This is a genomic window from Polaribacter porphyrae (assembly GCF_002954685.1).
GTDB classification, from domain to species: domain Bacteria; phylum Bacteroidota; class Bacteroidia; order Flavobacteriales; family Flavobacteriaceae; genus Polaribacter; species Polaribacter porphyrae.
Window position 1 is genome coordinate 420,348 of the sequence record NZ_MSCN01000001.1, and the last position, 24,593, is coordinate 444,940.

General features: G+C 27.9%; 24 protein-coding genes. 10 read left to right on the plus strand and 14 right to left on the minus strand.

Going from position 1 to position 24,593, the window contains the following annotated elements:
• Nucleotides 1–477 precede the first annotated feature (477 nt).
• The 3 genes from rplS to BTO18_RS01925 form a co-directional block, all read right to left on the minus strand.
• Nucleotides 478–828 carry a 50S ribosomal protein L19 gene (gene rplS, locus BTO18_RS01915; RefSeq protein WP_105014601.1) on the minus strand — a complete coding sequence of 117 codons (351 nt, stop codon included), beginning with the start codon at nt 826–828 and terminating at the stop codon, nt 478–480.
• A 153-nt stretch (nt 829–981) separates the two neighbouring features.
• Entirely contained in the window at nt 982–1,662 is a 681-nt protein-coding gene (gene trmD / locus BTO18_RS01920) for a tRNA (guanosine(37)-N1)-methyltransferase TrmD (RefSeq protein ID WP_105014602.1), read from the minus strand.
• A gap of 383 nt (nt 1,663–2,045) precedes the next feature.
• Nucleotides 2,046–2,420, minus strand: coding sequence for an Hpt domain-containing protein (locus BTO18_RS01925; protein WP_105014603.1), 375 nt, complete (start codon nt 2,418–2,420; stop codon nt 2,046–2,048).
• 120 nt (nt 2,421–2,540) lie between these two features.
• On the opposite strand from BTO18_RS01925, the gene BTO18_RS01930 reads away from it, so the two are divergent.
• The 5 genes from BTO18_RS01930 to BTO18_RS01950 all read left to right on the plus strand — a co-directional run bounded on the left by BTO18_RS01930 (nt 2,541) and on the right by BTO18_RS01950 (nt 9,173).
• The gene (locus tag BTO18_RS01930) at nt 2,541–2,909 is read left to right on the plus strand and encodes a response regulator transcription factor (RefSeq protein ID WP_105014604.1); all 369 of its coding nucleotides are present in this window, start codon (nt 2,541–2,543) and stop codon (nt 2,907–2,909) included.
• 125 nt (nt 2,910–3,034) lie between these two features.
• Nucleotides 3,035–4,024: a hypothetical protein gene (locus BTO18_RS01935; protein WP_105014605.1), complete on the plus strand. Its 990-nt coding sequence runs from the start codon at nt 3,035–3,037 to the stop codon at nt 4,022–4,024.
• Nucleotides 4,014–5,447: a glycosyltransferase family 2 protein gene (locus tag BTO18_RS01940; RefSeq protein ID WP_105014606.1), complete on the plus strand. Its 1,434-nt coding sequence runs from the start codon at nt 4,014–4,016 to the stop codon at nt 5,445–5,447. The genes BTO18_RS01935 and BTO18_RS01940 overlap by 11 nt, the downstream gene beginning before the upstream one ends.
• 100 nt (nt 5,448–5,547) lie before the next feature.
• Complete coding sequence (locus BTO18_RS01945) at nt 5,548–7,896, plus strand: LTA synthase family protein (protein ID WP_226789137.1); 2,349 nt, start codon at nt 5,548–5,550, stop codon at nt 7,894–7,896.
• The gene (locus BTO18_RS01950) at nt 7,893–9,173 is read left to right on the plus strand and encodes a YaiO family outer membrane beta-barrel protein (protein WP_105014608.1); all 1,281 of its coding nucleotides are present in this window, start codon (nt 7,893–7,895) and stop codon (nt 9,171–9,173) included. The genes BTO18_RS01945 and BTO18_RS01950 overlap by 4 nt, the downstream gene beginning before the upstream one ends.
• Before the next feature lie 9 nt (nt 9,174–9,182).
• Here BTO18_RS01950 and BTO18_RS01955 read toward each other — a convergent pair whose 3' ends face one another.
• Nucleotides 9,183–9,740 (minus strand): acyl-CoA thioesterase, encoded by a 558-nt coding sequence (locus BTO18_RS01955; protein WP_105014609.1) that lies wholly within the window; start codon nt 9,738–9,740, stop codon nt 9,183–9,185.
• Nucleotides 9,741–9,972: 232 nt separating this feature from the next.
• Here BTO18_RS01955 and BTO18_RS01960 point away from each other — a divergent pair, with 232 nt between their 5' ends.
• Entirely contained in the window at nt 9,973–10,755 is a 783-nt protein-coding gene (locus tag BTO18_RS01960; RefSeq protein ID WP_105014610.1) for a choice-of-anchor V domain-containing protein, read from the plus strand.
• Between the two features lie 98 nt (nt 10,756–10,853).
• Nucleotides 10,854–12,029, plus strand: a complete 1,176-nt coding sequence (locus tag BTO18_RS01965) for a GlmU family protein (RefSeq protein WP_105014611.1) — start codon at nt 10,854–10,856, stop codon at nt 12,027–12,029.
• Between the two features lie 151 nt (nt 12,030–12,180).
• On the opposite strand, the gene BTO18_RS01970 is transcribed toward BTO18_RS01965, so the two are convergent.
• From BTO18_RS01970 to BTO18_RS01990, 5 genes are all read right to left on the minus strand, one after another.
• Nucleotides 12,181–12,915 (minus strand): head GIN domain-containing protein, encoded by a 735-nt coding sequence (locus tag BTO18_RS01970; RefSeq protein ID WP_105014612.1) that lies wholly within the window; start codon nt 12,913–12,915, stop codon nt 12,181–12,183.
• Nucleotides 12,916–12,941: 26 nt separating this feature from the next.
• Nucleotides 12,942–14,024, minus strand: a complete 1,083-nt coding sequence (locus BTO18_RS01975; RefSeq protein WP_105014613.1) for a DUF4097 family beta strand repeat-containing protein — start codon at nt 14,022–14,024, stop codon at nt 12,942–12,944.
• Nucleotides 14,008–14,535 carry a hypothetical protein gene (locus tag BTO18_RS01980; protein WP_105014614.1) on the minus strand — a complete coding sequence of 176 codons (528 nt, stop codon included), beginning with the start codon at nt 14,533–14,535 and terminating at the stop codon, nt 14,008–14,010. The genes BTO18_RS01975 and BTO18_RS01980 overlap by 17 nt, the downstream gene beginning before the upstream one ends.
• A complete protein-coding gene (locus BTO18_RS01985) occupies nt 14,525–15,091 on the minus strand; it encodes an RNA polymerase sigma factor (RefSeq protein WP_105014615.1) in 567 nt (188 codons plus the stop codon). The genes BTO18_RS01980 and BTO18_RS01985 overlap by 11 nt, the downstream gene beginning before the upstream one ends.
• A gap of 61 nt (nt 15,092–15,152) precedes the next feature.
• Nucleotides 15,153–15,857, minus strand: coding sequence for a hypothetical protein (locus tag BTO18_RS01990; protein ID WP_105014616.1), 705 nt, complete (start codon nt 15,855–15,857; stop codon nt 15,153–15,155).
• 240 nt (nt 15,858–16,097) lie between these two features.
• Here BTO18_RS01990 and lon point away from each other — a divergent pair, with 240 nt between their 5' ends.
• Complete coding sequence (lon, locus tag BTO18_RS01995) at nt 16,098–18,551, plus strand: endopeptidase La (protein ID WP_105014617.1); 2,454 nt, start codon at nt 16,098–16,100, stop codon at nt 18,549–18,551.
• 48 nt (nt 18,552–18,599) lie between these two features.
• Here lon and BTO18_RS02000 read toward each other — a convergent pair whose 3' ends face one another.
• A complete protein-coding gene (locus BTO18_RS02000) occupies nt 18,600–19,448 on the minus strand; it encodes a DUF2911 domain-containing protein (protein WP_105014618.1) in 849 nt (282 codons plus the stop codon).
• Nucleotides 19,449–19,552: 104 nt separating this feature from the next.
• Here BTO18_RS02000 and BTO18_RS02005 point away from each other — a divergent pair, with 104 nt between their 5' ends.
• Both BTO18_RS02005 and BTO18_RS02010 read left to right on the plus strand, forming a co-directional pair.
• Nucleotides 19,553–20,215: an MIP/aquaporin family protein gene (locus tag BTO18_RS02005; protein ID WP_105014619.1), complete on the plus strand. Its 663-nt coding sequence runs from the start codon at nt 19,553–19,555 to the stop codon at nt 20,213–20,215.
• A complete protein-coding gene (locus BTO18_RS02010) occupies nt 20,202–20,966 on the plus strand; it encodes an NAD(P)-binding domain-containing protein (RefSeq protein ID WP_105014620.1) in 765 nt (254 codons plus the stop codon). Before BTO18_RS02005 ends, BTO18_RS02010 begins: the two co-directional genes overlap by 14 nt.
• Nucleotides 20,967–21,035: 69 nt before the next feature.
• Here BTO18_RS02010 and gldG read toward each other — a convergent pair whose 3' ends face one another.
• Genes gldG through BTO18_RS02030 form a run of 4 tightly spaced genes read right to left on the minus strand, consistent with a single transcriptional unit; the run spans nt 21,036 to nt 24,585 of the window.
• Complete coding sequence (gldG, locus tag BTO18_RS02015) at nt 21,036–22,679, minus strand: gliding motility-associated ABC transporter substrate-binding protein GldG (RefSeq protein WP_105014621.1); 1,644 nt, start codon at nt 22,677–22,679, stop codon at nt 21,036–21,038.
• The gene (gene gldF / locus BTO18_RS02020; protein ID WP_105014622.1) at nt 22,672–23,391 is read right to left on the minus strand and encodes a gliding motility-associated ABC transporter permease subunit GldF; all 720 of its coding nucleotides are present in this window, start codon (nt 23,389–23,391) and stop codon (nt 22,672–22,674) included. The genes gldG and gldF overlap by 8 nt, the downstream gene beginning before the upstream one ends.
• A 53-nt stretch (nt 23,392–23,444) precedes the next feature.
• Nucleotides 23,445–23,972, minus strand: a complete 528-nt coding sequence (locus BTO18_RS02025) for a GNAT family N-acetyltransferase (RefSeq protein WP_105014623.1) — start codon at nt 23,970–23,972, stop codon at nt 23,445–23,447.
• Between the two features lie 4 nt (nt 23,973–23,976).
• Entirely contained in the window at nt 23,977–24,585 is a 609-nt protein-coding gene (locus tag BTO18_RS02030; RefSeq protein ID WP_105014624.1) for an outer membrane protein, read from the minus strand.
• Nucleotides 24,586–24,593: the final 8 nt, after the last annotated feature.

Below are 24,593 nucleotides of genomic sequence, written 5' to 3' on the forward strand. Positions count from 1 at the left end.
TAGTACTTTACATTGTTTGTATAACTACTAAACAAATAAGTTTTTAATCTTATTACTTTTTTAAAGTTATAATTTACTATTTCTTTTTTTGAAACATCTTTAACTGAAAAAGCATTCTACTTTTAAAGTTGATACTGATGTTTCAACTTTGTTTGATAAACTTAATTACTTTTAGAATTATTACAATGAATAAATTTAAAATTTTAAATCAATTTTTATATTGGTTTAATGTGTAAGTTTATAAACAAAATATAAAGAACGTTACTTTAGCTTATTTACTTTTTTATACTTAACTAATTAAAATTAGAAAATTTTTAAGTAAATAATTACTCAAATATATAAGTGATTTTAGAATAAACAAACTTTTTATCTATTTAAAAATGAACACGTTACTAACTATACTTATTAACATTTGTTAATTAAAAAAGCGTTGTAAAAAATTTACAACGCTTTTCTGATTTATATTTTTTTGAAAGATTACCTTCTTTTTTCAGTAATTCTTGCTTTTTTACCAGTAAGACCTCTAAAATAAAAGATACGAGCTCTACGTACTTTACCTCTTTTGTTAACTTCAATTTTTTGGATTGATGGTAAGTTTACAGGAAAAATTCTTTCTACACCAACTGTACCTGACATTTTTCTGATAGTAAATGTTTCAGATGTGCCAGTTCCTCTTCTTTGTATTACAACGCCTCTAAAAAACTGGGTACGTGTTTTATTACCTTCTTTAATTTCGTAATACACTGTTATTGTATCACCTGCAGCAAATTCTGCAAATTCTTTTTTTGTTACAAATTCGTCTTGAACAAATTTTACTAAAGATTCCATTTTTTAATTTTTATGGTTTTTCTTAATCAACATTCACGATTTTCGTCAGCGGTTAATTTAGCGAGTGCAAATTTAGTAATAAAATTTGTTTATAAAAATTAATAAACATTATTTTTTATAATTGTAATTGTTAAATGATAGTACTAATCTAAACTACTCATTTTCAAGTAAATCTGGTCTTATCTCTTTTGTTCTTTTGTAGGCTTGCTCTTGTCTCCAATCTTCAATTTTTGGAAAATTACCTGTTAGCAAAATTTCGGGTACTTTCATGCCTTCAAATTCTGCAGGTCTTGTGTAAACAGGAGGTGATAATAAATTGTCTTGATAAGAGTCTGTTAAAGCAGATTGTTCATCACCAATAACACCTGGTATTAAACGTATAACAGCATCAACTAAAACAGCTGCAGCTAACTCACCACCTGTTAAAACATAATCGCCAATTGAGATTTCTTTAGTAATATATTTATCTCTAATTCTTTGGTCTATACCTTTGTAATGCCCAGTTAAGATTAAGATATTTTCTTTTAAAGATAAATTATTTGCAGTAGATTGATTCAGTGTTTTAGCATCTGGAGTCATATAAATAATTTCATCATACTTTCTTTCTGATTTTAATTTATCTATACAATTGGCAATAGGTGCTATCATTAAAACCATTCCTGCTCCTCCACCAAATTGAGTGTCATCTATTTGTTTGTAATTACCTAAACCATAGTCTCTTAAATCGTGCAAAAAAATTTGAACCAAATTTTTATTTTGAGCACGTTTTATAATAGAATGATTAAAGGGGCTGTCTAATAAATTAGGAGCAACAGAAATGATATCAATTCTCATATTGTAAAATTAAAGTTTTTGATTTTAATTTCACAATTTTAATTTATTATTAATTTTTATGTAGAAGAGTATATTATTACATTTAGTATCCTGAAAATAACAAATTAAATCATCTGTATTTACACAAACCTTTATTATCCCTAGGTCAAATAACTTACTAATAGGATGTTTGTCTAAATTTTCAACTGCTCTTAAAGCGATATTACTTTAAAGATATATGTTTAAGCGAATATTTCTCACCAAAATAGAATCCATAGTTTTATTTGAATACACAGCATTGATATGATGTTGTAATTCATCAAGATTTAATAGAGTAATAGTCTCATCAATAATTTTTAATCAGAAAACTAGTCAATATCAGCTTTGGTTTATAGGTGTAAGTTTTAAAGAGCTTTTAGTTTTTCTAGAATAATAGAATATTCAGTAATACTATCTTTACAAATTGGTATAGCAATGTTTAATTTTTGCTTTATAACTTCTTCATTTTCATTGTTATCTGCATCTTTTTCTAATGATGCTATTTCATCAAGACAAGAAATACCCATTAAACCAAAAGAAGATTTTAAGAAGTGTGTAATACTTTTTACAGACTTATAATCTACTTTATCTAGGCTTTCTTCTAAAGTATTTATTCTTGGAGTTGTATCAGACAAATACACTTCGATAAGTTGTATTAAAGAATCTTTATCTGAAGCAAAAAACGATTTAATAGAGGACAAGTCAACAACATCGCTGACTAAAATCTTTTCAATTTCCATAATTTTGTTTATTTTAGGGGAATATTAATAAGTTGCAGTAAAGATAAATAAAAACAATTAAGTATTTTGTTTAGATTTACATTAGCTTTGTTTTGATTTTTAAATCTTAATCCCCCACAAATGAGCAACAAGAAAAAAATTGTTCTTGCAGAAGACAATTCTGTTTTATCTCTCCTATTAAAATTCCGTTTAGAAAAAGACGGTTACCAATTGTTTATAGCTGTTAATGGTAAAGAAGCAATAGATTTTATTGAAACTGAAGATCCAGATCTTATTTTAACTGATGTTATGATGGACTACGTTAGTGGTTTAGAGGTAATAAGTCATGTTAGAAATCAACTTGAAAGTAAAACTCCTATTTTGGTGTTTTCATCTTCAGGTCAAGAAGAAATGGTATTAAAAGCATTTAATCTTGGTGCAAACGATTTTATGAGTAAACCATTAAGTCCAAATGAATTGTCAATCAGAGTAAAAAGAATGTTAATGTAAATTTAATTTTTACAGTTAATACAATACTAATTTAAATGAGATTCCCTCTTGTAGAAAGCATAATTTGGACTATAGTTATAATACTCGTCGTTATAATAATAATCTTAGTTATTTATCTTAAAATATTGAGGAATAACATTAGGCTTACAGACAAGAAAAATAAAAAATACACAACACTTGTTGAAGAAAATTTAATTAAATTTTTATATTCAGAGAAAGAAAGTATTTTACTTACAGATACCCAAAAGAAAATTATTAAAAAATTTAAAAAAGGAGTTTCTAGCAGAAGAAAAAGAAAAATTATTAGTGATACTTTTTTTAATTTGAGCCAAGAAATATCTGGAAGTATGATTGTTACTATGCACAAATTATATGAAGAAATTGGCTTGTTGAGGTACACAATAAAAAAATTACGTAGTAAAAAATGGAACATAATAGCTATTGGTATTAGAGATGCTAGACGTTTTGAGATTGATAAGGTAAAAAACTTAATTAGTAATTTTATTAATCATCCAAGGGAAGAGGTTAGGAGAGAAGCACATCTATATTTTTTAGAACTATTTGGTTATGAAGGAATGGAGTTTTTAGATGATTTGAAAGTGCCACTTTCAGAATGGGATCAAATTCAATTATTAGGTGAAATTGAAAAAATTGAAAATCATTTGATTTTAGATGTTTCAAAATGGTTAGTGTCTGATAATGATTATGTTATCATTTTTATTTTGAATATTGTAAAAATGTTCAATAGAATGGAAACTAAAGAAATTCTATTAACATTACTACATCATAAATCTAAAGATGTTAGACTAAAAGCAATAGAAACTGTAACTCATTTTGAAGTTTTAGAAGCAAAATATATTCTTAAAAGTAAGTTTACTAATATGAGCTTAAAAGAAAAAATTGCTTCTTTTTTATTATTAGAAAAAGTTGCATCAGATGAAGATAATATTTTTATAATAAACTACACTAATCATGAAAATTTTGAAATAAAACACAAAGCTCTATCAATTTTAAAAAGAATTGATAAAAATATGTATGATGCTTTAGAAAAAAAATCTGAAGATGAAGATTACAATAGAATTATTAACTTTTTAGATTATAGTTATGGAATTTAACGAAATAATACGTTCTATAATTCTAACGTTTCACTATTTCTTTTTATTCTTTACGATTGCAATTGTGGGTGGTTATATAATTTTGGCAGTTTTCTCATCTAAAGAAACTGTTGATTATTTAAAGAAAAATAGTTTTATAAATTTTAAAGATTTAATAAAATCACCATTAGCACCATCAATATCAATTATTGCACCTGCTTATAATGAAAGCTTAAATATTGTGGAGAATGTACGTTCACTTTTATCTACACATTATGTAAATTATGATGTAATTATTGTAAATGATGGTAGCAAAGATGATAGTTTAGAAAAGTTAATTAAAGCTTACGATTTAGAGAAAGTAGAATATCTCATTAATTATAAAGTGCCAACAAAGCCTTTACGAGATGGAGTTTTTAAATCTAAAAACCCAGCTTTCGATAAATTAATTGTAGTTGATAAGCAAAATGGAGGAAAAGCTGATGCTTTAAATTGTGGGATAAATATTAGCGAAAGTAAATATTTAGCTTGTATAGATGTTGATTGTTTATTGTTAGAGGATTCTTTACAAAGAATGATTAAGCCATTTTTAGAACATACAGATAGAAAGGTTATTGCTTCTGGAGGAGTGATTAGAATTGCAAATTCTTGTAAAATTGAAGATGGAAAATTGATAGATATTAACTTCCCTGATAAATGGATAGAAAGAGTACAAATATTAGAATATTTAAGAGCTTTCTTATTAGGAAGAATGGCTTGGGCAAGATTAAATGGGTTATTGGTAATTTCTGGTGCTTTTGGGATTTTTGACAAAGAAATAGCCATAAAAGTAGGAGGCTATGATACTAAAACCGTTGGTGAAGATATGGAGATTATTGTGCGAATGAGAGCTTATATGGAAGAGCAAAACATAAAATACAAAGTGGCTTACATTCCTGACCCTTTATGTTGGACAGAAGCACCTGATGATAGAAAAATTTTAATATCTCAAAGAAATAGATGGACTAGAGGAACTATAGAAACTTTAAAAATTCATAAGAAAATCAATTTTAATTATAAATATAGAGTATTGGGGTTATTGAGTTTTCCTTACTGGTTTATTTTTGAAAGAATGGCACCAATAGTAGAAGTGGTTGGTATGTTATACTTCTTGTTTTTAGTTTTTTATCAGCCATTGAATTGGAGTTTTGTTCTAGGTTTATTTCTATTAGCTTATTTGTTTTCGCTATTATTTTCTTTTGTAGCTATTTTTACAGAAGAGTTTACATACCACCAATATAAAAAGAAAGGTATTGGTTTAAAATTAGTACTTACCATTATTTTAGAACCATTTTTATTGCATCCAATAGTTTTGTACGCAGCAATGAGAGGTAATTATGATTATTATTTTAATAAGAAGAAGAAATGGGGAGTAATGATAAGAAAAGGGCTTTCTAAAACATAACTAACAATTAATTCCCCCAATAATGGCAATTAAAAAAATAAATAAAAAGATAAGAAAATACATTTTACTATGCTTTTCATTATTGTTAACCTTTTGGTTAATGAGTTTGTACGAATACAGTGCAACTTTTTTAAGTGGTAAGGAAACAGATAATTTTTTAAAGTATATCTGCTTCAAATTTTTAAATCATTTTTTAACCATACTTTTTGTTTTTATCATTTTTTTGCCTTTTTATTATTTGTTGGCAAAGAAAAAGTCTAAAAAAGGGCTTTTATTTATTAAAATAATTTTTATAATTCTCATAATCGTTGAGTTTTCACTTACAAAATACAGTCTTACTACATTATTAAATTTAGGAGCAGATTTATTAGGATATTCCTTGGATGATATTTACTTGACAGTAACGTCATCAGAAAGTACATCAATATTTTATTTTATCTCTTTTTTAATATTTCCAATATTATTTTTAGCAAGTTGTTTCTTTCTTAAAAAAGCAGAATTTTTTAAATATTCTGGTAGAATTTTTATTACAATTACACTCGTAGTTTTAATTTTAAAATTTGCATTACCAAGTTTTTCTGAATCCAATTATGAAAATAAAACCTATTTTTTTATTGCTGATGTAATAAAATATCAACTTGAAAAAAGAGAAGTAAATGCCATTCAGTTAGAAGGTAATAATGAATACCCATTCTTAAAGCCATCTGAAGCTACAAAAGATGTATTATCTCCATTTTTTAATATAGGAGTAGAAAAACCGAATATTGTAATATTATTGGTAGAAGGTTTGGGATCTGAATTTGTAGGAGACAGACAGTTTAGTGGATTTACACCTTATTTGAATTCCTTAATTCCAAAATCACTATTTTGGGATAATTTTTTAAGTAATACAGGTAGAACTTTTGGAGCTTTACCATCTTTAATGGCTTCATTACCTTTTGGTGAAAAAGGCTTTTTAGAGATTGAAAATACACCAACTCATATATCATTATTTAGTATTTTAAAGAAAAACGGATACACAACTTCTTTCTTTTCTGGAGATCAATCTAGTTTTGATAAAAAAATTAATTTTTTAGAATACAATGGAGTAGAAAATATTATTGATGAAAATAAATACGACGACTCTTACCCTAAATCTGTTAATGGTTCAAATGGTTTTACTTGGGGGTATTCAGATTATGAGATTTTTAAAAAAACATTAAGTGTTTTAGATGATATACAAACTCCAAGATTAGATTTAATTACCACGCAAACCATACATGAACCTTTTACATTTCCAGTAAAAGAAAAATACCTTGTTAAGATTGATAGTATATTGAATTCAGGTACAAAGTTAAAAGCTACCAAAAAGCAAATTAGTAGCAATAAAGATATTTTTGCTAGTATTTTGTATGCAGATGCAAGTATAAAAATGTTTTTTGAAGCTTATAAAAAAAGATCAGAATTTAAGAATACTATTTTTATTATTTCTGGTGATCACAGGCTTATTCCAATAGCACAAAAAGATAAATTATGTAGATTTAATGTACCTTTCTTTATTTACAGCCCAATGTTAAAAAAAGCTGCTAAAATGAAAGCTATAAACTCTCATTATGATTTTGTACCCACAATTTTATCATTTTTATCTAAAAATTATGATGTTACCTTACCAAAAGAAACTGCTTGGGTAGGTGAGGGAATTGATACTTCCAAAATATTTAGAAATATTCATAAAATTCCACTAATGCGTTATAAAGGTAGTATTAATGATTTTATTTATAAAGACTATATGTATTCTGATGGTAATTTATTCAAAATAAAAGAAGACTTTAATACCTATAAAATTTCTGATAAAAAAGTATTAAACGAAATTACAAACCATTTTAAAACCTTTAAAAGTTTAAATGCTTACGCTACACAGAATGATAAAATTTATCCTAAAAACGCAGATGCAGTAGTTGCTGAAATTTATCAGTTTACGCCAGAAGAATTAGCAAAAGTTGAAGAAATAACCAAAGATTTAACTATAGATGATATGTTTATGGCTGCTAGACAAAAAGCCTTTAATAATCAAAGAGAAACAGCAAGATTAATCTGTAATTACATTCTTAAAAAAGTACCCAATTATGTAGATGTAAGAATTTTAAAAGGGAGAACACTGGCTTGGGATGGTAAATATAAAGCAGCAGAAGAAGAGTTATTAAATGCATTAAAAAGATCTCCTTATTATGATGATGTTTACCTAGCATTACTAGATATGTATTGGTGGTCTTCACAAAATGAAAAATCAAAAATAATTGTAGAAAAAGCAATAAAAAATCAAATTAAAAATGATGATGTTGCTTTTAAAATGGCAAGGGCTTTTGCTACTATGAATAACACTGAAAAAGCAGAAAAAATTATTGATAGCATTTTAAAGAAACAACCAAAAAATAAGGTATATATAAAATTTAAAAAATCATTACAATGATAAAAAAAGAATTAATTCCGTTTTTGCTATTTATATTAATGGTTATTTCAGTAAATATAGCATCTGCACAAAAAAAAGTATTTAATGGCAATCCAGATACAGCATTTAAAATAGCAAGAGACTTGGCTTTTAATGGTAAACGTAAACAAGCTCAAGATTCATTAAAATTCATATTAACTAAATATCCAGATTATTTAGATATCCGTGCTTTTTTAGCTAGTACCTATTCTTGGGATGGTAATTATAACAAAGCTAGAAATGAATTTAAATACGTATTAAATAAAGATGATAAACGAAAAACAGACTGGATTGCATATATTAAAAATGAACAATATGCAGAAAAGTATTATAAATCTTTACTATTAGTTGAAAAGGCACTAAAGCTTTTTCCTAACGATGCTGACTTATTATTACTTAAAGCAAAATCAGAATTTAATAGAAGAAATAGAGAAGAAGCTTATGGAATTGTTCAAAAAGCAGTTAAAATTCACCCTAAAAATCAAGAATTACTTAACTATAAAAACTCGTTAGAAGCAGAATTAAGATTTAATACAATAGGTGTTAGTGTTTCTACTGATTATTATGATTTAGATAAAGACAATGGAAGAGCAAATATGTATTACACTTCAGTAACATATTCTAGGCAAACAAAATATGGAAGTATTATTTCGAGATTTAACTATACAAATCGTTTTGAAACAGATAATTACCAGTTTGAAATAGATATGTATCCAAGAATAATAAATGGTTTGTATGCATACCTTAATGCTGGGTATTCCAACAGTCCATTAAATCCTACTCAACGTTATGGATTTGAGCTGTATAAATCTTTACCCAAAAGTTTAGAAGTTTCTTTAGGATTTAGATGGTTGAAATTTTCAACTGAAACTACTATTTATACAGGCTCTTTAGGATGGTATACAGGAAATAGTTATTTGGGTTTAAGGGGTTATATGACTCCTGGTGATCCAGGAACAAGTGGTTCAGGAAGGGTAATTTATAGAAAATTTAGAGAGGATGCTGATAATTATTTTAATATTGAAGTAGGTTTTGGAGCCTCACCAGCTTTGGATCGTTTTGCCCCAGGTTTTACTGGTAATGAAATCTTTCAATTAGATTCTCAAGCACTAGTTTTAGGCTATTTCTTTTCTACTAAAAATAAGAAAAATCTATGGGGTTTTACAGCAAGTATGTTTAGAGAAGAAAAACCATTTTCTAAAGGAGATTATTTTTTATATACCTCTTTAGGAGTTTCATATTCAATACGATTTAAGTAAGTTTGGTGATTATTTTAACTCAATTTTTGAATTACTATTTTTAAGTAAATCTACATAATCATCAACTTTAAAGGTTTCAGAATTAAATCTAGAAGACCTATTTCTACCTTCTTTTTGTCTTACAATACTCCTTGTAAAACGTCTTATTTCTTCTTCTGTTGTTAAAATGATACCAGGTATAGGTGTACTTTCTCCATTTTCATCTTTAGCTACCATAGTAAAGTAAGAGGAGTTACAATGTTTAGTTTCTCCAGTTCTTATGTTTTCAGAAACTACTCGTAAACCTACAACCATAGAAGTTCTACCAGTATAATTAATAGATGCTTTAAGTGTAACTAATTCACCAACCTCAATTGGGTTTAAAAAATCAACTTTATTCACAGAAGCAGTTACACAGTAATTTTCAGAATGTTTAGAAGCACAAGCAAATGCAATTTGATCCATCAAATTTAAAATATGTCCACCATGAATTTTGCCGCTAAAATTAGAGTGAGAAGGTAACATTAACTCTGTTATTGTTAATTGAGAATCTTTAACAAGTTTGAATTTTTTTTGATGATTTTTCATAACTCAAAAGTACAAATCTTTTTTTCTCAATGATTGGTTTCATCAAAAAACTAAATTTTTCAACGATTTTTTTTCCTTTTTAAGTTTTATTTTTCCCTTTTACTAGTATTTTATTGCTAAAACTTATAGTTTTTATGTCATTTGTATAGAAATTATAAAAAAGAATTAACGACTATAATTAAACTAATACAAAACAGATAAATCTAATTTAATACTTAATACATACATCATAATGAAAAAAAACTACATTTTTAAATTTGCCTTATTTTTAATTCCAGCATCAGCATTTATATTATTATCTTTTTCATCAGGAAGAAATAATGGTTTTTCAGGATCACCAGGAGATGGAGGAAATAACTGTACAGCTTGTCATACAGGAACAGCTAGTAATAGTAATATGACAATAACAACCAATATACCAGTTACTGGGTATGCCTTTAATAAACAATATGACGTTACCATTACCAATTCTGATGGTAGAGTTAGAAACGGTTTTCAAGTAACTGCAGAAAAAGATAGTGATAATAGTAGGGTTGGTACATTTATAGCTACAACTAATGAAACACAAGCAGTAAATAGCAGTCAAAGAATAACTCATACTAGCAATGGAAATGGGCAAAGTTCTTGGAGTTTTAAATGGACATCTCCTTCGTCTGATGTTGGTAAAATTACATTTTATGGAGCTTCAGTTTCTGGTAACGGTTCTGGTAGTTCTGGCGATCAAGTATATTTAGGTAAATCTACATCAACACCATCTTTAAGCATTGCAGAAGCAAATCGTTTAGATTTTAAATCATTTCCAAATCCTGCACGTGATAGAATTACCATACAGTTATCATCTGAAAGTGATGAGACTAGGGTTGAGTTTTACGATAATTTAGGCAAATTAGCACTTGCACAAAAAATTACATCTACCAATAATAAAGTTGATGTAAATAACTTATCTTCAGGAATTTATATTTTGAAAGTAATTTCTGACAACAAAATAGGAACTCAAAAGTTTATAAAAAGATAGTTAATTTTAGTTTTTGATGTTTAAAACCGATTGTATATTTACAATCGGTTTTTTATATGCAGTATTTAAAGTAAATTTGTGTATCAAAAAATCTGAAAATGAACTATATTTTATTTGATGGTGATGTAAGAAAATCTTTATTACCATTTACCTATACAAAACCTGTTGCAGATATACGAGTTGGTATTTTAACCATTAGAGAAAAATGGGAAAAATACTTGAGCTTAACCACAACAACCATTACAGAAGAATATTTAGAAGAAAAATATCCAATGGTTGAGCTTGATAAAAATATTCTAATAAATGCATCTTTTTGCCCAACAAAAAACTTGGTTGATAAAGTGAAAAACTTATCTGAAAATGAAGCTATTTTTAAAGGAGAAGATGTAATCGCTTTTTTTACAACTAATACTCAAGAAGAGGTAAATTTTGATAACTATACTCAAATTGAGTTTGATGAAGATATCATTCAAATTAAAAATACGTGGGATATTTTTTCTTTAAATAGTAAAGCAATTCAACAAGATTTTAATTTATTAACAGAAGGTAGAAAATCGCAACCTATTCCAGAAGGAACAAGGTACATCAACAAAGAAAATATTTTTATTGAAGAAGGAGCAACAATTACTTTTTCTATTTTGAACGCAAAAACTGGGCCAATTTACATTGGTAAAGATGCTAAAGTAATGGAAAGTAGTGTGATAAAAGGACCCTTTGGAATGTGTAACAATGCAGAGGTAAAAATGGCTGCAAGAATATCTGATGGTACAACTTTAGGGCCTTATTGTAAAGTTGGGGGAGAAGTGAGTAATTCAGTTTTAATGGGATATTCAAGTAAAGGTCATGATGGGTATTTAGGGAATTCAGTTTTAGGTGAATGGTGTAATTTAGGAGCAGACACAAATAATTCTAACCTTAAAAATAATTATGCAGAAGTAAAATTATGGAATTATAACACAGGTCGTTTTGCCAAAACAGGTTTGCAGTTTTGTGGTTTAATGATGGGAGATCACTCAAAATGTGGAATAAATACAATGTTTAATACAGGAACTGTAATTGGGGTTTCAGCCAATATTTTTGGTAGCGGATTTCCAAGAAATTTTGTACCTTCTTTTAGTTGGGGAGGTGCATCTGGTTTTACAGAGTATAAAACAAATAAAGTTTTTGAGGTTGCAGAAATAGTAATGAAACGTAGAAATATTATTTTTGATGAAGTTGAGCAACGTATTTTAGAAAGTGTTTACGAAGAAACAAAACAGTATCGTAACTATTAATCTTTTATGTTTTACAGGCTCAAGAGATTAAAAAGCCAATAAAATAACACAAAAAAGCCTGAAAATGAATCTTCACTTTCAGGCTTTTTAGTATTTGTTTGTTGTAAGTTACTAACTCAAGTTTTTTTGAGAAAATTTAGATAATACTCTTTTAACTTCTATTAATCACATCACCAGAACCAACTGATTTAGTATCAACATGCTTTGGATCTCCTTTATAATAAATGCTACCAGAGCCTACAACTTTTGCTTTTATCTTTTTATTTACTGTTGTTTTTATATTTCCAGAACCAGCAATAGTAGCTTTTAAACTATCAGTAGTTAAATCGTAGGCTTTAATACTTCCAGAACCAGCAATAGAACAAGTAAATTCAGTTGAGTTTCCAGATAATTTTATGTTTCCAGAACCACCAATATTAGAATTGATTTCATCTGCATCTACATTTAATGTAATATTACCTGAACCCCCTAAAGAAACTGAAAAATTTTCACTTTTAATGGTGCCCTCGTTTTTTACATTACCAGAACCTCCTAAAGAAACTTTATCAATATCGTTATAAGTTACTGTAACAGTTAACCTTTTTGTGGTTCTTATATTAACATTTTTTTCATATTTAATTTTTAAAGTACCACCTTTTACTTCGGTTTCTATGTAAGGGATAATGTTTTCTTCACCCTCAATAGTAATTTTACCCTCTTTTCCTTTTACAAGAATTACGTCAAAAGAACCACCAATTCCTATTCCATCATAATCTGATGTTGTTCTATTAACAGTAACAACATTACCATTTCCTTTAATTTTTTTACCATTTCCCCACCAATTTTGGGCATTTGCTGATATACTTATTGTTAAAATAAGTAGCGTAAATGTAATTTTTTTAAACATGATTTTTATTTTTTAAGTTGATTTTATTAGTTAATTTCCTTGATAGATACGCCTCCATATTGAGACCTAATCTTTAGTTTTGAGTTTGAGTTACCATTACCAAATTTACCTTCATAATGTTTTTTAGTAGTTTTAGAAATTTTCTTAAAGAATTCCATTTTGTCGCTAGAACTTCGTAAACCTGCATATTGTAAGTCCATTTCGAATTCAAAAACCGCATCTTCATCTACCCCAATTTTTATACCTGCATATTGACCATCAATATCTACAGATTCAAAACCTGCTACTAATCTTTTTACAGAAATACCTCCATAATCTGTATCTATTTTTAAGTTTTTGAAGATGGTGCCAAAACGCATACTTGCATAATCTGAATTTCCAGTAACATTTGTAGCTTCATCCACAGAAATAGAACCATAATCAGCATTAAAATCTAATGAGCCTATTTTTTCAAATTTAGCAGTTGAGTAATCTGTATTAGATTTTATGTATTCAGCTTCTTCAATAGTTATTTTAGAATAATCTGCATTTAGATTCCCAGATTTCATAAAACCTATATTAGAAGATGAACAATAATCTAAATTGATGTCATTATTTTTAGCGTTTAATTGCCCAACAGAAATTTTTCCATAATCACAATTTATAGAGGCTTGGCCGTTTATATTATCTAAAAAGATGCTACCATAATCATTATCTAAATCCACACTATTACTTTTTGGCATTTTTATAGTATAGTTGATTTTATAACTAACATTTTTGTTTCTTTTCCAAAAAGACCATCCACGTTGTTCTTTTTCTAAAATTGTTTTTGCAGAAACATAGTTACTAGACGATTCAAATTCTACATCAATATTTTCTAGCATATTTTCTACTCTATCTAAATCATCACTTTTTACAGTTATGATTACTTCAATTTCTACTTTATTTTTATCCCAAGTAGTAATTTTAAGATCACCATACCTGTTGTTAATGGCAACTTTGGCATCACTATTTACAGTAAATTCTTTATTGATTTTTTTGCTCTTTTCATGCTTTTTTTTATCAATATTTGCATTTGTTAAAAAAGGAATACAAAGAAATAGGAATGTAATTTTATATATAGATTTCATTATTTAATAAATTAGGATTTTTAATTTGTTCTATTTGCTCGAGTACGTTTTCTAAAATTTCTAAACGCTGTTGATAGTTTTTTATCATTGAGTTTATGATTTTTGTTTTACTACCAGTATTATTGAGTTCTAATACAAAAAGTCTATAATTATCTTCTAACTCTTCTATTTGATGAAGCGCTTCTTCAATAACAGTTTCTGTATCTAAACTTCTATTTGTTTCTAAAGATTTTATTTCTTGACTAATGGCTGTAACAAAGTAGTTTTGTACTTCTTCCATTTTAGGTGAAACATCTGCTAAATCTAATTGCTGATTTTGGCTGTTTTTACCCAAATAAAAACCAAAAATTAATAAGATAGAAGCTGCAACTGAAAGTAATTTCCATGAATCTTTACGCTGTCTTGTTTTGGTTTTATTAAGTTTTTGTTCAAATCGTTTTTCGTGTTTAAGATTGGGTTCTTGAAAATCGAAATCATTTTCAGAAAAAAATTGATGTAATTTATCTTCCATACGCTTGTTTTTTTATAGTATTTGCAAGTAAAACTTGTTTTAATTTTTTCTTTGCTCTAGAAACTGTGGTTCTCACATTCTCATTTGTATAATTTAATATTTGTGCAATTTCTTCATAATCATAACCTTCTATCAAGTTTAAAGTGAGTACAATTCTGTAATTATCTTTTAAAACTTGTAAGGTTTGTAACACTTTATTTGGTTGTAAATCTGAATAACTAATAGTGTCATCTTCAACTTCATTATTGGTAACTAATTCTAGTTTTATTGTTTCATAACGATTGTTCTTTTTTAACTGTGTTAAACTTTTATTAATTACAATCCGCTTTAACCATGCTCCAAAAGTAACTTCACCTTTATACGTATGCATTTTTGTAAATGCTGTTAAAAACGCTTCTTGCATAATATCTTCTGCTTCAAAAGAGTCTTTTAAAATACGGACAGCAGCATTATACATTGCTTTGTAATAAGCTTTGTATAGTTGAAGCTGTGCATTTTTATCTGACTTTTTACAGCGTTCTAAAAGGTTGGTTATATGTGGTTGATTAGCTTCCAATGAAACGTTTCTATACTAAAGACAATATTGTTTTTGAGTTGTGACAGTTTTGGGAAAAAAATCAATTTTCAGTTTTATTTAATATTATAATGTCAATTTTATCTACATCACTCATAGGATATATTATTGATTTTTTTTTATCAGTATTGAAGAAAAATACATATTTATCAGATTTTCCTAAAAACAAGTTGCCTTTATCTAATTTTTTTTCTTTTATTGAAACTTCATATTTGACTTCTCTTTTATTTTCAATAATTTGATGAGCGTCTCTGTATCCACTAATAATAACAGGTAAAAGTAAAAGGAATAATAACCAACCTAAAAAATGGTTTAAAGATATTTTTTTATTTATCGATAAATATAGCATAGCAGTTGAACACATAAAAATAAGAAAAATTGAACCAAAATGTTCTAATCTATTGTAAATTGAATCATTGGTGTAGTATACTATTGTTGGATAAATTACAACAGAAGAAACTATACCAATAATGGATAAGACTTTTATAGTTTTCTTTTCATATTCTTTTTCATTTTTCTTTTTTTTGTGACTTCTACCAAAAAAGAATCCACTTAAAGAAATAATAGAGAAATATAATAAGTTGTGAAGGTCATCTAAAAAAAGAGGTACATATTCACTTATACTTAAATAATCAACAATATTAATTTTAAAGACCTTATAATACACAGCTAATTTAATAGAGCTAGCTATTATTAGGAAAAATGAGAATAAAGGTATCATTTTAAGAATATATTCAATTTTTTTCATAGTATAATATTGATTTTCTCAAATATATTAATATAGTACTAAATATATAGAAGTTTATTTTTATACATAATTTATGAATGATTAAACTAAATTTTCCTTTGGCACAACAATTGTCTTAAATACATAAGATAATTAAAAGTGTTTTTTATTTTTTTGATTATCAGTATTTTATAATGATAAGAACGATATTGGTTTATACGTCAAACAAAAATCAATGTCAGAATGACAGATATATAGCAAATGAGCAAATCAAAAATAATAAAATTAGACAGTTTGTCTTTTCAAAATATGATGAATGAAGATTCTGAATTAATCCCTTTAATGACGCCCGAAGATGAAGAGATCATCAATAAAGAAAGCGTTCCAGAAACCTTACCAATTTTACCTTTAAGAAATACAGTATTATTTCCAGGCGTTGTAATTCCGATTACAGCAGGTAGAGATAAATCTATTCAGTTAATTAAAGACGCCAATAAAGGTGATAAAATAATTGGAGTTGTTGCACAACGAAATGAAGAGGTAGAAGAGCCAAATTTAAAGGATATTCATACAACTGGTGTTGTTGCTCAAATTTTACGAGTATTAAAAATGCCAGATGGTAATACCACTGTCATCATTCAAGGAAAAAAAAGGTTTGAAATTGATACCATTATTCAAGAAAAACCTTATTTAAAAGCAACTGTAAAAGAGGCAGAAGAAGATAGAAATATAGATGATAAAAAAGAATTTGAAGCCATAATCGATTCTATAAAAGAATTGGCTTTAGAGATTATTAAAGAAAACCCTGTTTTGCCATCAGAAGCTTCATTTGCTATCAAAAATATTCAATCGAATTCATTTTTAGTCAATTTTATTGCCTCAAATATGGATTTAAGTGTGATGCAAAAACAAGTAATTTTAGAAAAAGATAGTCTAAAAGAACGTGCATTATTAACGCTTAAAAACCTTAACAAGGAGCTACAAAAATTACAATTACGTAATGATATACAATCTAAAACTCGCGAAGATTTAGATCAGCAACAGCGAGAATATTATTTAAATCAACAACTTAAAACCATTCAAGAAGAATTAGGTGGTGTTTCTAATGACCAAGAGTTAGAAGAAATGCGTAAAAAAGCCAAAACTAAAAAATGGACAAAAGAAGTTAGTGAAACTTTTGATAAGGAGTTGGGGCGTTTACGTAGAATGAATCCACAAATGGCTGAATATGGAGTGCAAAGAAGTTATTTAGAGCTCTTACTAGAATTACCTTGGGGAGAATTTTCTGAAGATAAATTTGATTTAAAAAGGGCTACAAAAATTTTAGATAGAGATCATTTTGGGCTAGAAAAAGTAAAAGAAAGAATTATAGAACATTTGGCTGTTTTAAAGTTGAGAAATGATATGAAATCGCCAATCATCTGTCTATATGGCCCTCCAGGAGTAGGTAAAACTTCTTTAGGAAAATCAGTTGCAGAATCTCTTGGACGTAAATATGTGAGAATGTCTTTAGGAGGTTTACGTGATGAAGCAGAAATTAGAGGGCACAGAAAAACCTATATTGGTGCAATGCCAGGTAGATTAATTCAAAATCTTAAAAAAGCTGGTACTTCAAACCCAGTTTTTGTTTTGGATGAAATAGATAAACTTGGTCAAAGTCATCAAGGAGATCCATCATCTGCAATGTTAGAAGTACTAGATCCAGAACAGAATACAGCTTTTTATGATAATTATTTAGAAGTAGGTTATGATTTATCTAAAGTGTTATTTATTGCTACCGCAAATAATTTAGGGCAGATTCCTTGGGCTTTACGTGATAGAATGGAAATAATAAATGTTACAGGTTATACCATAGAAGAAAAAGTAGAAATTGCTAAAAGACATTTATTACCTAAACAACTAGAAGAACATGGTTTAACAAACAAAAACTTAAAGCTAGGTAAAAAGCAAATAGAGCAGATTGTAGAAGGTTATACTCGAGAATCTGGTGTGCGTGGTTTAGAAAAACAAGTGGCAAAAGTAGTGCGTTTTGCAGCTAAATCTATTGCTTTAGAAGAAGAGTATGAGATTACTTTATCTTCAGAAAAAATAGAAGAAATTTTAGGAACTCCTAGAAATAGAGATAAATACGAAACAAATGATGTTGCAGGTGTTGTAACAGGTTTAGCGTGGACAAGTGTTGGAGGTGATATTTTATTTATTGAATCTATTTTATCTAAAGGAAAAGGAGTACTTTCTATTACTGGTAATTTAGGTAAAGTCATGAAAGAATCTGCTACAATTGCACTAGAATATATAAAGGCAAATGCAGAGGAATTTGATATAAAACCTGAAGTTTTAGAAAAATACAATGTTCACATTCACGTGCCAGAAGGTGCTACTCCAAAAGATGGGCCAAGTGCAGGGATTACGATGTTGACTTCTTTGATTTCATCATTTACACAACGTAAAGTAAAAAATAAATTAGCGATGACAGGCGAAATAACTCTGCGTGGAAAAGTGCTACCTGTTGGCGGAATTAAAGAGAAAATATTAGCTGCTAAAAGAGCGAATATCAAAGAAATTATTTTGTGTGAACAGAATAGAAAAGATATTTTAGAAATAAAAGAAAGCTATCTAAAAGGGCTTACTTTTCATTACGTATCTGACATGAAGCAGGTTGTAGACATTGCATTAACAAAACAAAAAGTAAAAAATGCTAAAAAGTTAGCTTAATAAAAAAGCCACCAAAAAGGTGGCTTTTTTATTATAAATTAAATTTTGTTACATTGCTCCCCATTCTTTTAAAGAAGCTTTATTCATCTTTATATAACCAGTATTTTTAGCTTCTGTAGCATATTTTAATGATTTTTTTGCAGCTGCTATTGCACCTTTTTTATTTCCTGCTTTTGCATGAATTAAAGATTGCTGACGTAAGTACCAAAAACGTGGTTTATCTGAAGTCATTTCAACAGCCTTATCAATCCAAGTTTGTGCTTTTTTAATGTCTTTGCCAGCTTGTAAATAATATACAGCAGCTCCATACATATCATTAGCAGTTGGTCCATTCATTACTTTTGCAATATTTTTTGAAACCATTGCATCTGTTGGAGTTTCAAACTTTAAACCAACGTATATTTTTTCCCACATTAATCCAATAACTGCAGAATTATTTGTAAGATCATCAAAAGAAATAGTAAACGTTTCTATAGCCATTGGTAGTTGATAAACAGGTACAGTAACTTTTGCAGCCACTTTTGCATCATCCCATTTTCTTGGATTACCCCAATTGGTTGCATCAGAATATAACATAATATCCCAAGTTTTTTCTCCAGGAATGGTATATAATGCATACGTACCTTTTTTTAATTTTTTTCCATCAATCATAAAATCAGTAGAGAAAGTGATTTTCGTATTTTCATTTGCTCCTGTTCTCCATACTTTACCATAATCTTCTAAACCACCAAAGATTTTTCTTCCTTTCATACTAGGTCTAGAATATTCTAAAGTTACATTTGTTAGACCTACAGTTTGTTGTATTTTTTGAAATGGACTAGGTTTAGGAGTCTCGATTTGAGCATTTGTAGTGTAAGCGATAGCTACTACAAATAAACTTAATATAATTTTTTTCATTATTAAATATTGTTTTGAATTCTTTCAAAATTACAATTTCAAAAAACGACAAATGTTAACAAAACCTTAAAATAAGGGTTTGTATCTTTGTGCTTATTTAAATAATGAAAAGATATATATCAGAACTTATTGGCACATTTTCGATGGTTTTTTGTGGTACAGGAGCTATGACTATTAATGAAGTGACAGGAGGTGAAGTAACTCATGTAGGAATTGGTATTACTTGGGGTTTAATCGTTATGGCTATGATTTATGCATTTGGTGAAACTTCTGGAGCACATTTTAACCCAGCAGTGACTATTGCTTTTGCTTATGCCAAAAAATTTGCTTGGAAAGAAGTACCAAAATATATTACAGCTCAAATAATAGGAGCTTTTGTAGCTAGTTTTATTTTATTATTTCTATTTCCTGATAGTGAGTTTTTAGGTTCCACAATTCCTAAAATAGATGTTTGGCGAGCTTTTGTATTAGAGATCTTACTAACTTTTTTCTTAATGGTAGTTATTATTAATGTTTCAACTGGTAGCAAAGAAATGGGCATTATTGCAGGGATTGCAGTGGGTTCTGTAGTATTGTTAGAAGCGTTATTTGCAGGGCCAATAACAAATGCAAGTATGAACCCAGCACGTTCTCTAGCTCCAAATATAATTTCTGGAAATTTAAACGGACTTTGGTTGTATATGGTAGCACCAGTTTTAGGTGCTTTACTTGCAGTTATTTCATGTAAATTAATTAAAGAGGATAATTGTTGTGATGAAAGTTGTTAGTATTTTAGGTTGTGGTTGGTTAGGAAAACCGTTAGCAACTACTTTATTTAAAAAAGGATTTCAGGTAAAAGGTTCTACTACTTCTACAGATAAACTCAATGATTTAAAAGAGCTTGGAATTTCACCTTTTTTGGTTGATATTTCAATGGATATTAATATCGTAGAATTTTTGAAAACGGATGTTTTAATTATAGCTATTACAAATAAAAGCACAGATGATTTTAAACAATTGATTGCTAAAATTGAAAAATCGCCTGTAAAAAAAGTTATTTTTATTAGTACAACTTCTGTGTATCCTTCTTTAAATAAAGTGATGACAGAAGATAGTGAAACGAAAGAAACTCCTCATTTTAAAATTGAAGAATTATTTCGAAATAACATTAATTTTAAAACAACAGTCATTCGTTTTGCTGGTTTATTTGGTGGAAAAAGGCACCCAGCAAACTGGTTTAAAAACGGAAAAGAAATTCCACAACCCAATGGTTTTGTAAATATGATTCACAGAGAGGATTGTATTGCGATTATAGAAGCTATTCTACAACAAGATTATTTTGGAGAAACGTTTAATGCATCTGCAAATCATCATCCAAAGAGAAAAGATTTCTATATTAAAGCTAGGCAAAGTAAAGGTTTTGAGTTACCTGTTTTTAAAAAAGAAGAAGAGTTAGTTTGGAAAATAATTTCTTCTGAAAAAATTCAAAAAAAACTGAATTATAAATTTATTTATAATGATTTGTTAAAAGCTCTTTAATTTCTTTTGATCATAAAATCATAGGCTCTAACAAGTTATTAGTGGAAATCTATGAAATTTGTGTCCATTTTATTTGGAGTACTTCTTTTTCCTTAAATAATTAAAAATAAACCCAAACCCAAACAGTAAAACAAGTGGTAAAACCACATTTACGAACTGCCAAAAAGTACGTTCTTTGTAGGCTTTTTGTTTATCTAAAATATTAATTTCTAAAGTCTTGTTTCTTAAATTGATTAAGCCAGAATCATCCAACAAATAATCTACAGCATTTATTAAAAAATCTTTATTTCCAAAGGTTTGATTTGTCCATTTGTCGCGATTTAAATCTGTAGGTTTTCCTTTTAAAATTTGATTTTTCCCAACATCACCATCAGCGATAACAATCATTTTATTATTGGTTGCATTTTCTTTAAATAATGATGTTTCAAATGGTTTTACTCGATTTTTATAGGCAGATTTAAAATCACCTTCTAATAAAATACCAAACAATTGGTTGCCACTTTTATATTGATTTTCTTGAGGTTCTTCAGCAATAGATTGTAATTCAATAATGGTAGGAGTCCCCACTTTTTGAGTTAATGGAGAACTCATTAATAGCGGTGTTTTTTTTATATTATTTTGTAACGTATCAATCTGATTTACAAACTGCAAACGAATTGGAGCCACATTTTTAGTAATAGGATGATTTGGGTTACCACCAACCAAAGGATGATAAAACCAATCTAAATTTTGAAACTGCGTTTGATTACCAATTTTTCCAGTTGCCAAAGCAATTTTAGCAGCGTATAAATCTTTTACTAAAGTTGTATTGATTCTTATTCCATAAGAAAATAACAAATCTGTCAATTTTAAATCTCTAGGATAAGCTAACATTTTTCCAGAAGCCAATAAACTATCTTGGTCTGCTTGTACATTATCAAGTATCCAAAGCGTTTTACCTCCATTTGTAATGAATTGATCGAGCGTAAATTTTTCTTTTTCAGTAAATTGTTGGGTAGGTTTTGTGATGATTGCTAAATCTAAACTTGTTAAATCTTGCAACGTTTGTTGTGACTTTTTAGCTACTGAATCTAACGTAAATTTTGCTAGTTTGTATTTTTTTGCGACTTCATTTAAAAAACTATACTGATATATGTCAGCTAATTCTCCATTTCCGTATAAAACAGCAACTCTTTTTTTATTTTTTTGAGTGATAGAATTAATGGCATTGCTAAAACTATATTCTATATTTTCAACCGCTTTTTGTAGTTGCTCTTCTTGGCTTGATACAATCGCTGTAGGAAGTAAAGAAACAACTTCAGTTTTTTCTTCAAAATTAATTTCTGCCCAAGGAAAAATTATCGCTTCAGATAGTTTTCCATCTTCTTCAACTGTCAATTGACTAGGCATCATTCCTTTTGTAATCAGTTCTTCACGTTGATCATCTGGGTTTTCAAAATGAATTTTAATGTTGCTATTTTCTGCAACTAATTCCTCTAAATATTGAAGAGTTTCAACCTGTAAACGTTTAAATTCTGATGGAAAATCACCTTCTAAATAAACCGTAATAAAAAGTGGTTTATCAACTTTAGAAAGAATCGTATTTGTAGTTTCTGAAAGTGTGTACCTTTTATCCGCAGTTAAATCGAAACGTTTATAAAATGATTGATTTATAAAATTTAATGCAATCAAGATTACGACTAAAATCGATATGTTTTTTAAGCTTTTATTCATTTTCTAAACGAGTTTTAGTGATGAATAAAAAGAAAAAAGTAACACTTAAAAAATAGATTATATCTCTTGTGTCAATAACACCTCTAGAAATACTTTTAAAGTGTTCGTTAATGCCTAATTGTTTGATCGTAAAACTATTACTGCCAAAAGAAGATGCAATTGCATCAAAACCATAGAATAAAAAGAAGGTAATAAATACTCCTAAAATAAACGCAATAATTTGATTTTTAGATAGTGTTGAAGTAAATAAACCAATAGCAGTATAGGTTGATGCTAAAAACAGTAAACCTAAATAAGAACCAATAGTACTTCCAAAATCGATATTCCCAACTGGATTTCCCAATTGATAAATTGTATAAACATAAATAAAAGTAGGAATGATAGCAATACAAACCAATAGGAGTGCAGCCCAAAATTTGCCTAAGACAATTTGCCAATCAGAAATAGGTTTTGTTTTTAAAAGTTCAATGGTTCCCGTGTTAAATTCATCAGCAAAACTTTTCATAGTAATTGCAGGAATCAAAAAGAGAAAAACCCAGGGAACTAAATAGAAGAATGGAGTAACATCTGCAAAACCAGCATTTAAGATGTTAAAATCGTCATTAAAAACAAATAAGAATAAACTAGTAATCAACAAGAAAACTCCAATGACCAGATATGCAATTGGGCTTGCAAAAAACGAGTTAAATTCTTTTTTTAAAATGGATAACATTTAATTTTCTTCTAACTTCTAACTTCTAACTTCTAACTTCTAACTTCTAACTTCTAACTTCTAACTTCTAACTTCCAGATTCTATTAAAATCATACACTTTACACTTTCTTTGAGGTTGAAAAATAAAATTATGTTTCTCTAACAACGCAATTGAAGACATATTATTTTTATGAGTAAATGCTTCAATTGTTTTTAGATTGAGTTCTTTTTTTCCGAATTCTAATACGGTTTGTAAAGCTTCAGACATAAAACCTTTATTTTGAAATTCAGGTTTTAGTTTATAGCCGATTTCTGCGTATTTTTTATGAATGTTAACTTTATGTAAAATGATGCTTCCAATAATTTCTTGTTGAAATTCAATTAACCAAAAAACACATTTTTTATCATTATACAATGATTTACAAACTGTAATAAAATCTTTTGCCTCTTCAAAACTTTCAATCAATTTTGTACCTACAAATTTATTTATTTCTTTGCTTGAGCGTAAATCAAAAACAGCATTTGTATCTTTTAAAGTAGCTTCTCTTAAAAGTAATCTTTCTGTTTTTAGAATTGGAAAATTTGTAAAATTGAAGTTCATTAATTTATAAAAATATAGCGAAACCAACTGATGAACTAACACCTGAAGAAATTGATTTTAAATTATTTGGATTATTATCGCTTTGTTTATTTGAACTTCTTACATAATTAATGCCCAACTCTAAACTAATCATATCATTGATAAAGTATGCAATTCCACCACCAACTTGTAAATTGGTAAAAGAGCCTTTACTTTCATTTGAATTGTTATTAAATGTAGATTCACTTTTAAAACTTCCAAAAGCAAATCTTCCTGAAACAAAGGGTTTAAATTTATTTTCAGAAAAATAGTATTTGATAAATGGTGCAGCAGATATACTACTTGATTTAAATTCGCTACCACCATTATTTTCAGATTTATTAAAAGCAAGTGTTATGTTTGCGCCCAAAACTAAATTATCAATAACTAGAAAACCAATTTCTGGAGATATTGAAAATCCACTATTTTTTCCTGTATTTTGGCTACCATTATTGTCATCTTTAATACTATTATTAATAAAATTAGCATTTAAATTACTACTTGCACCAAGGTATATTTTCCCTTTTTCAGTTTGGCTATAAGTGTTTATTGCAAAAAGTGTAACAAGAAATAAGGCAATTTTTTTTAATTTCATAATTTATA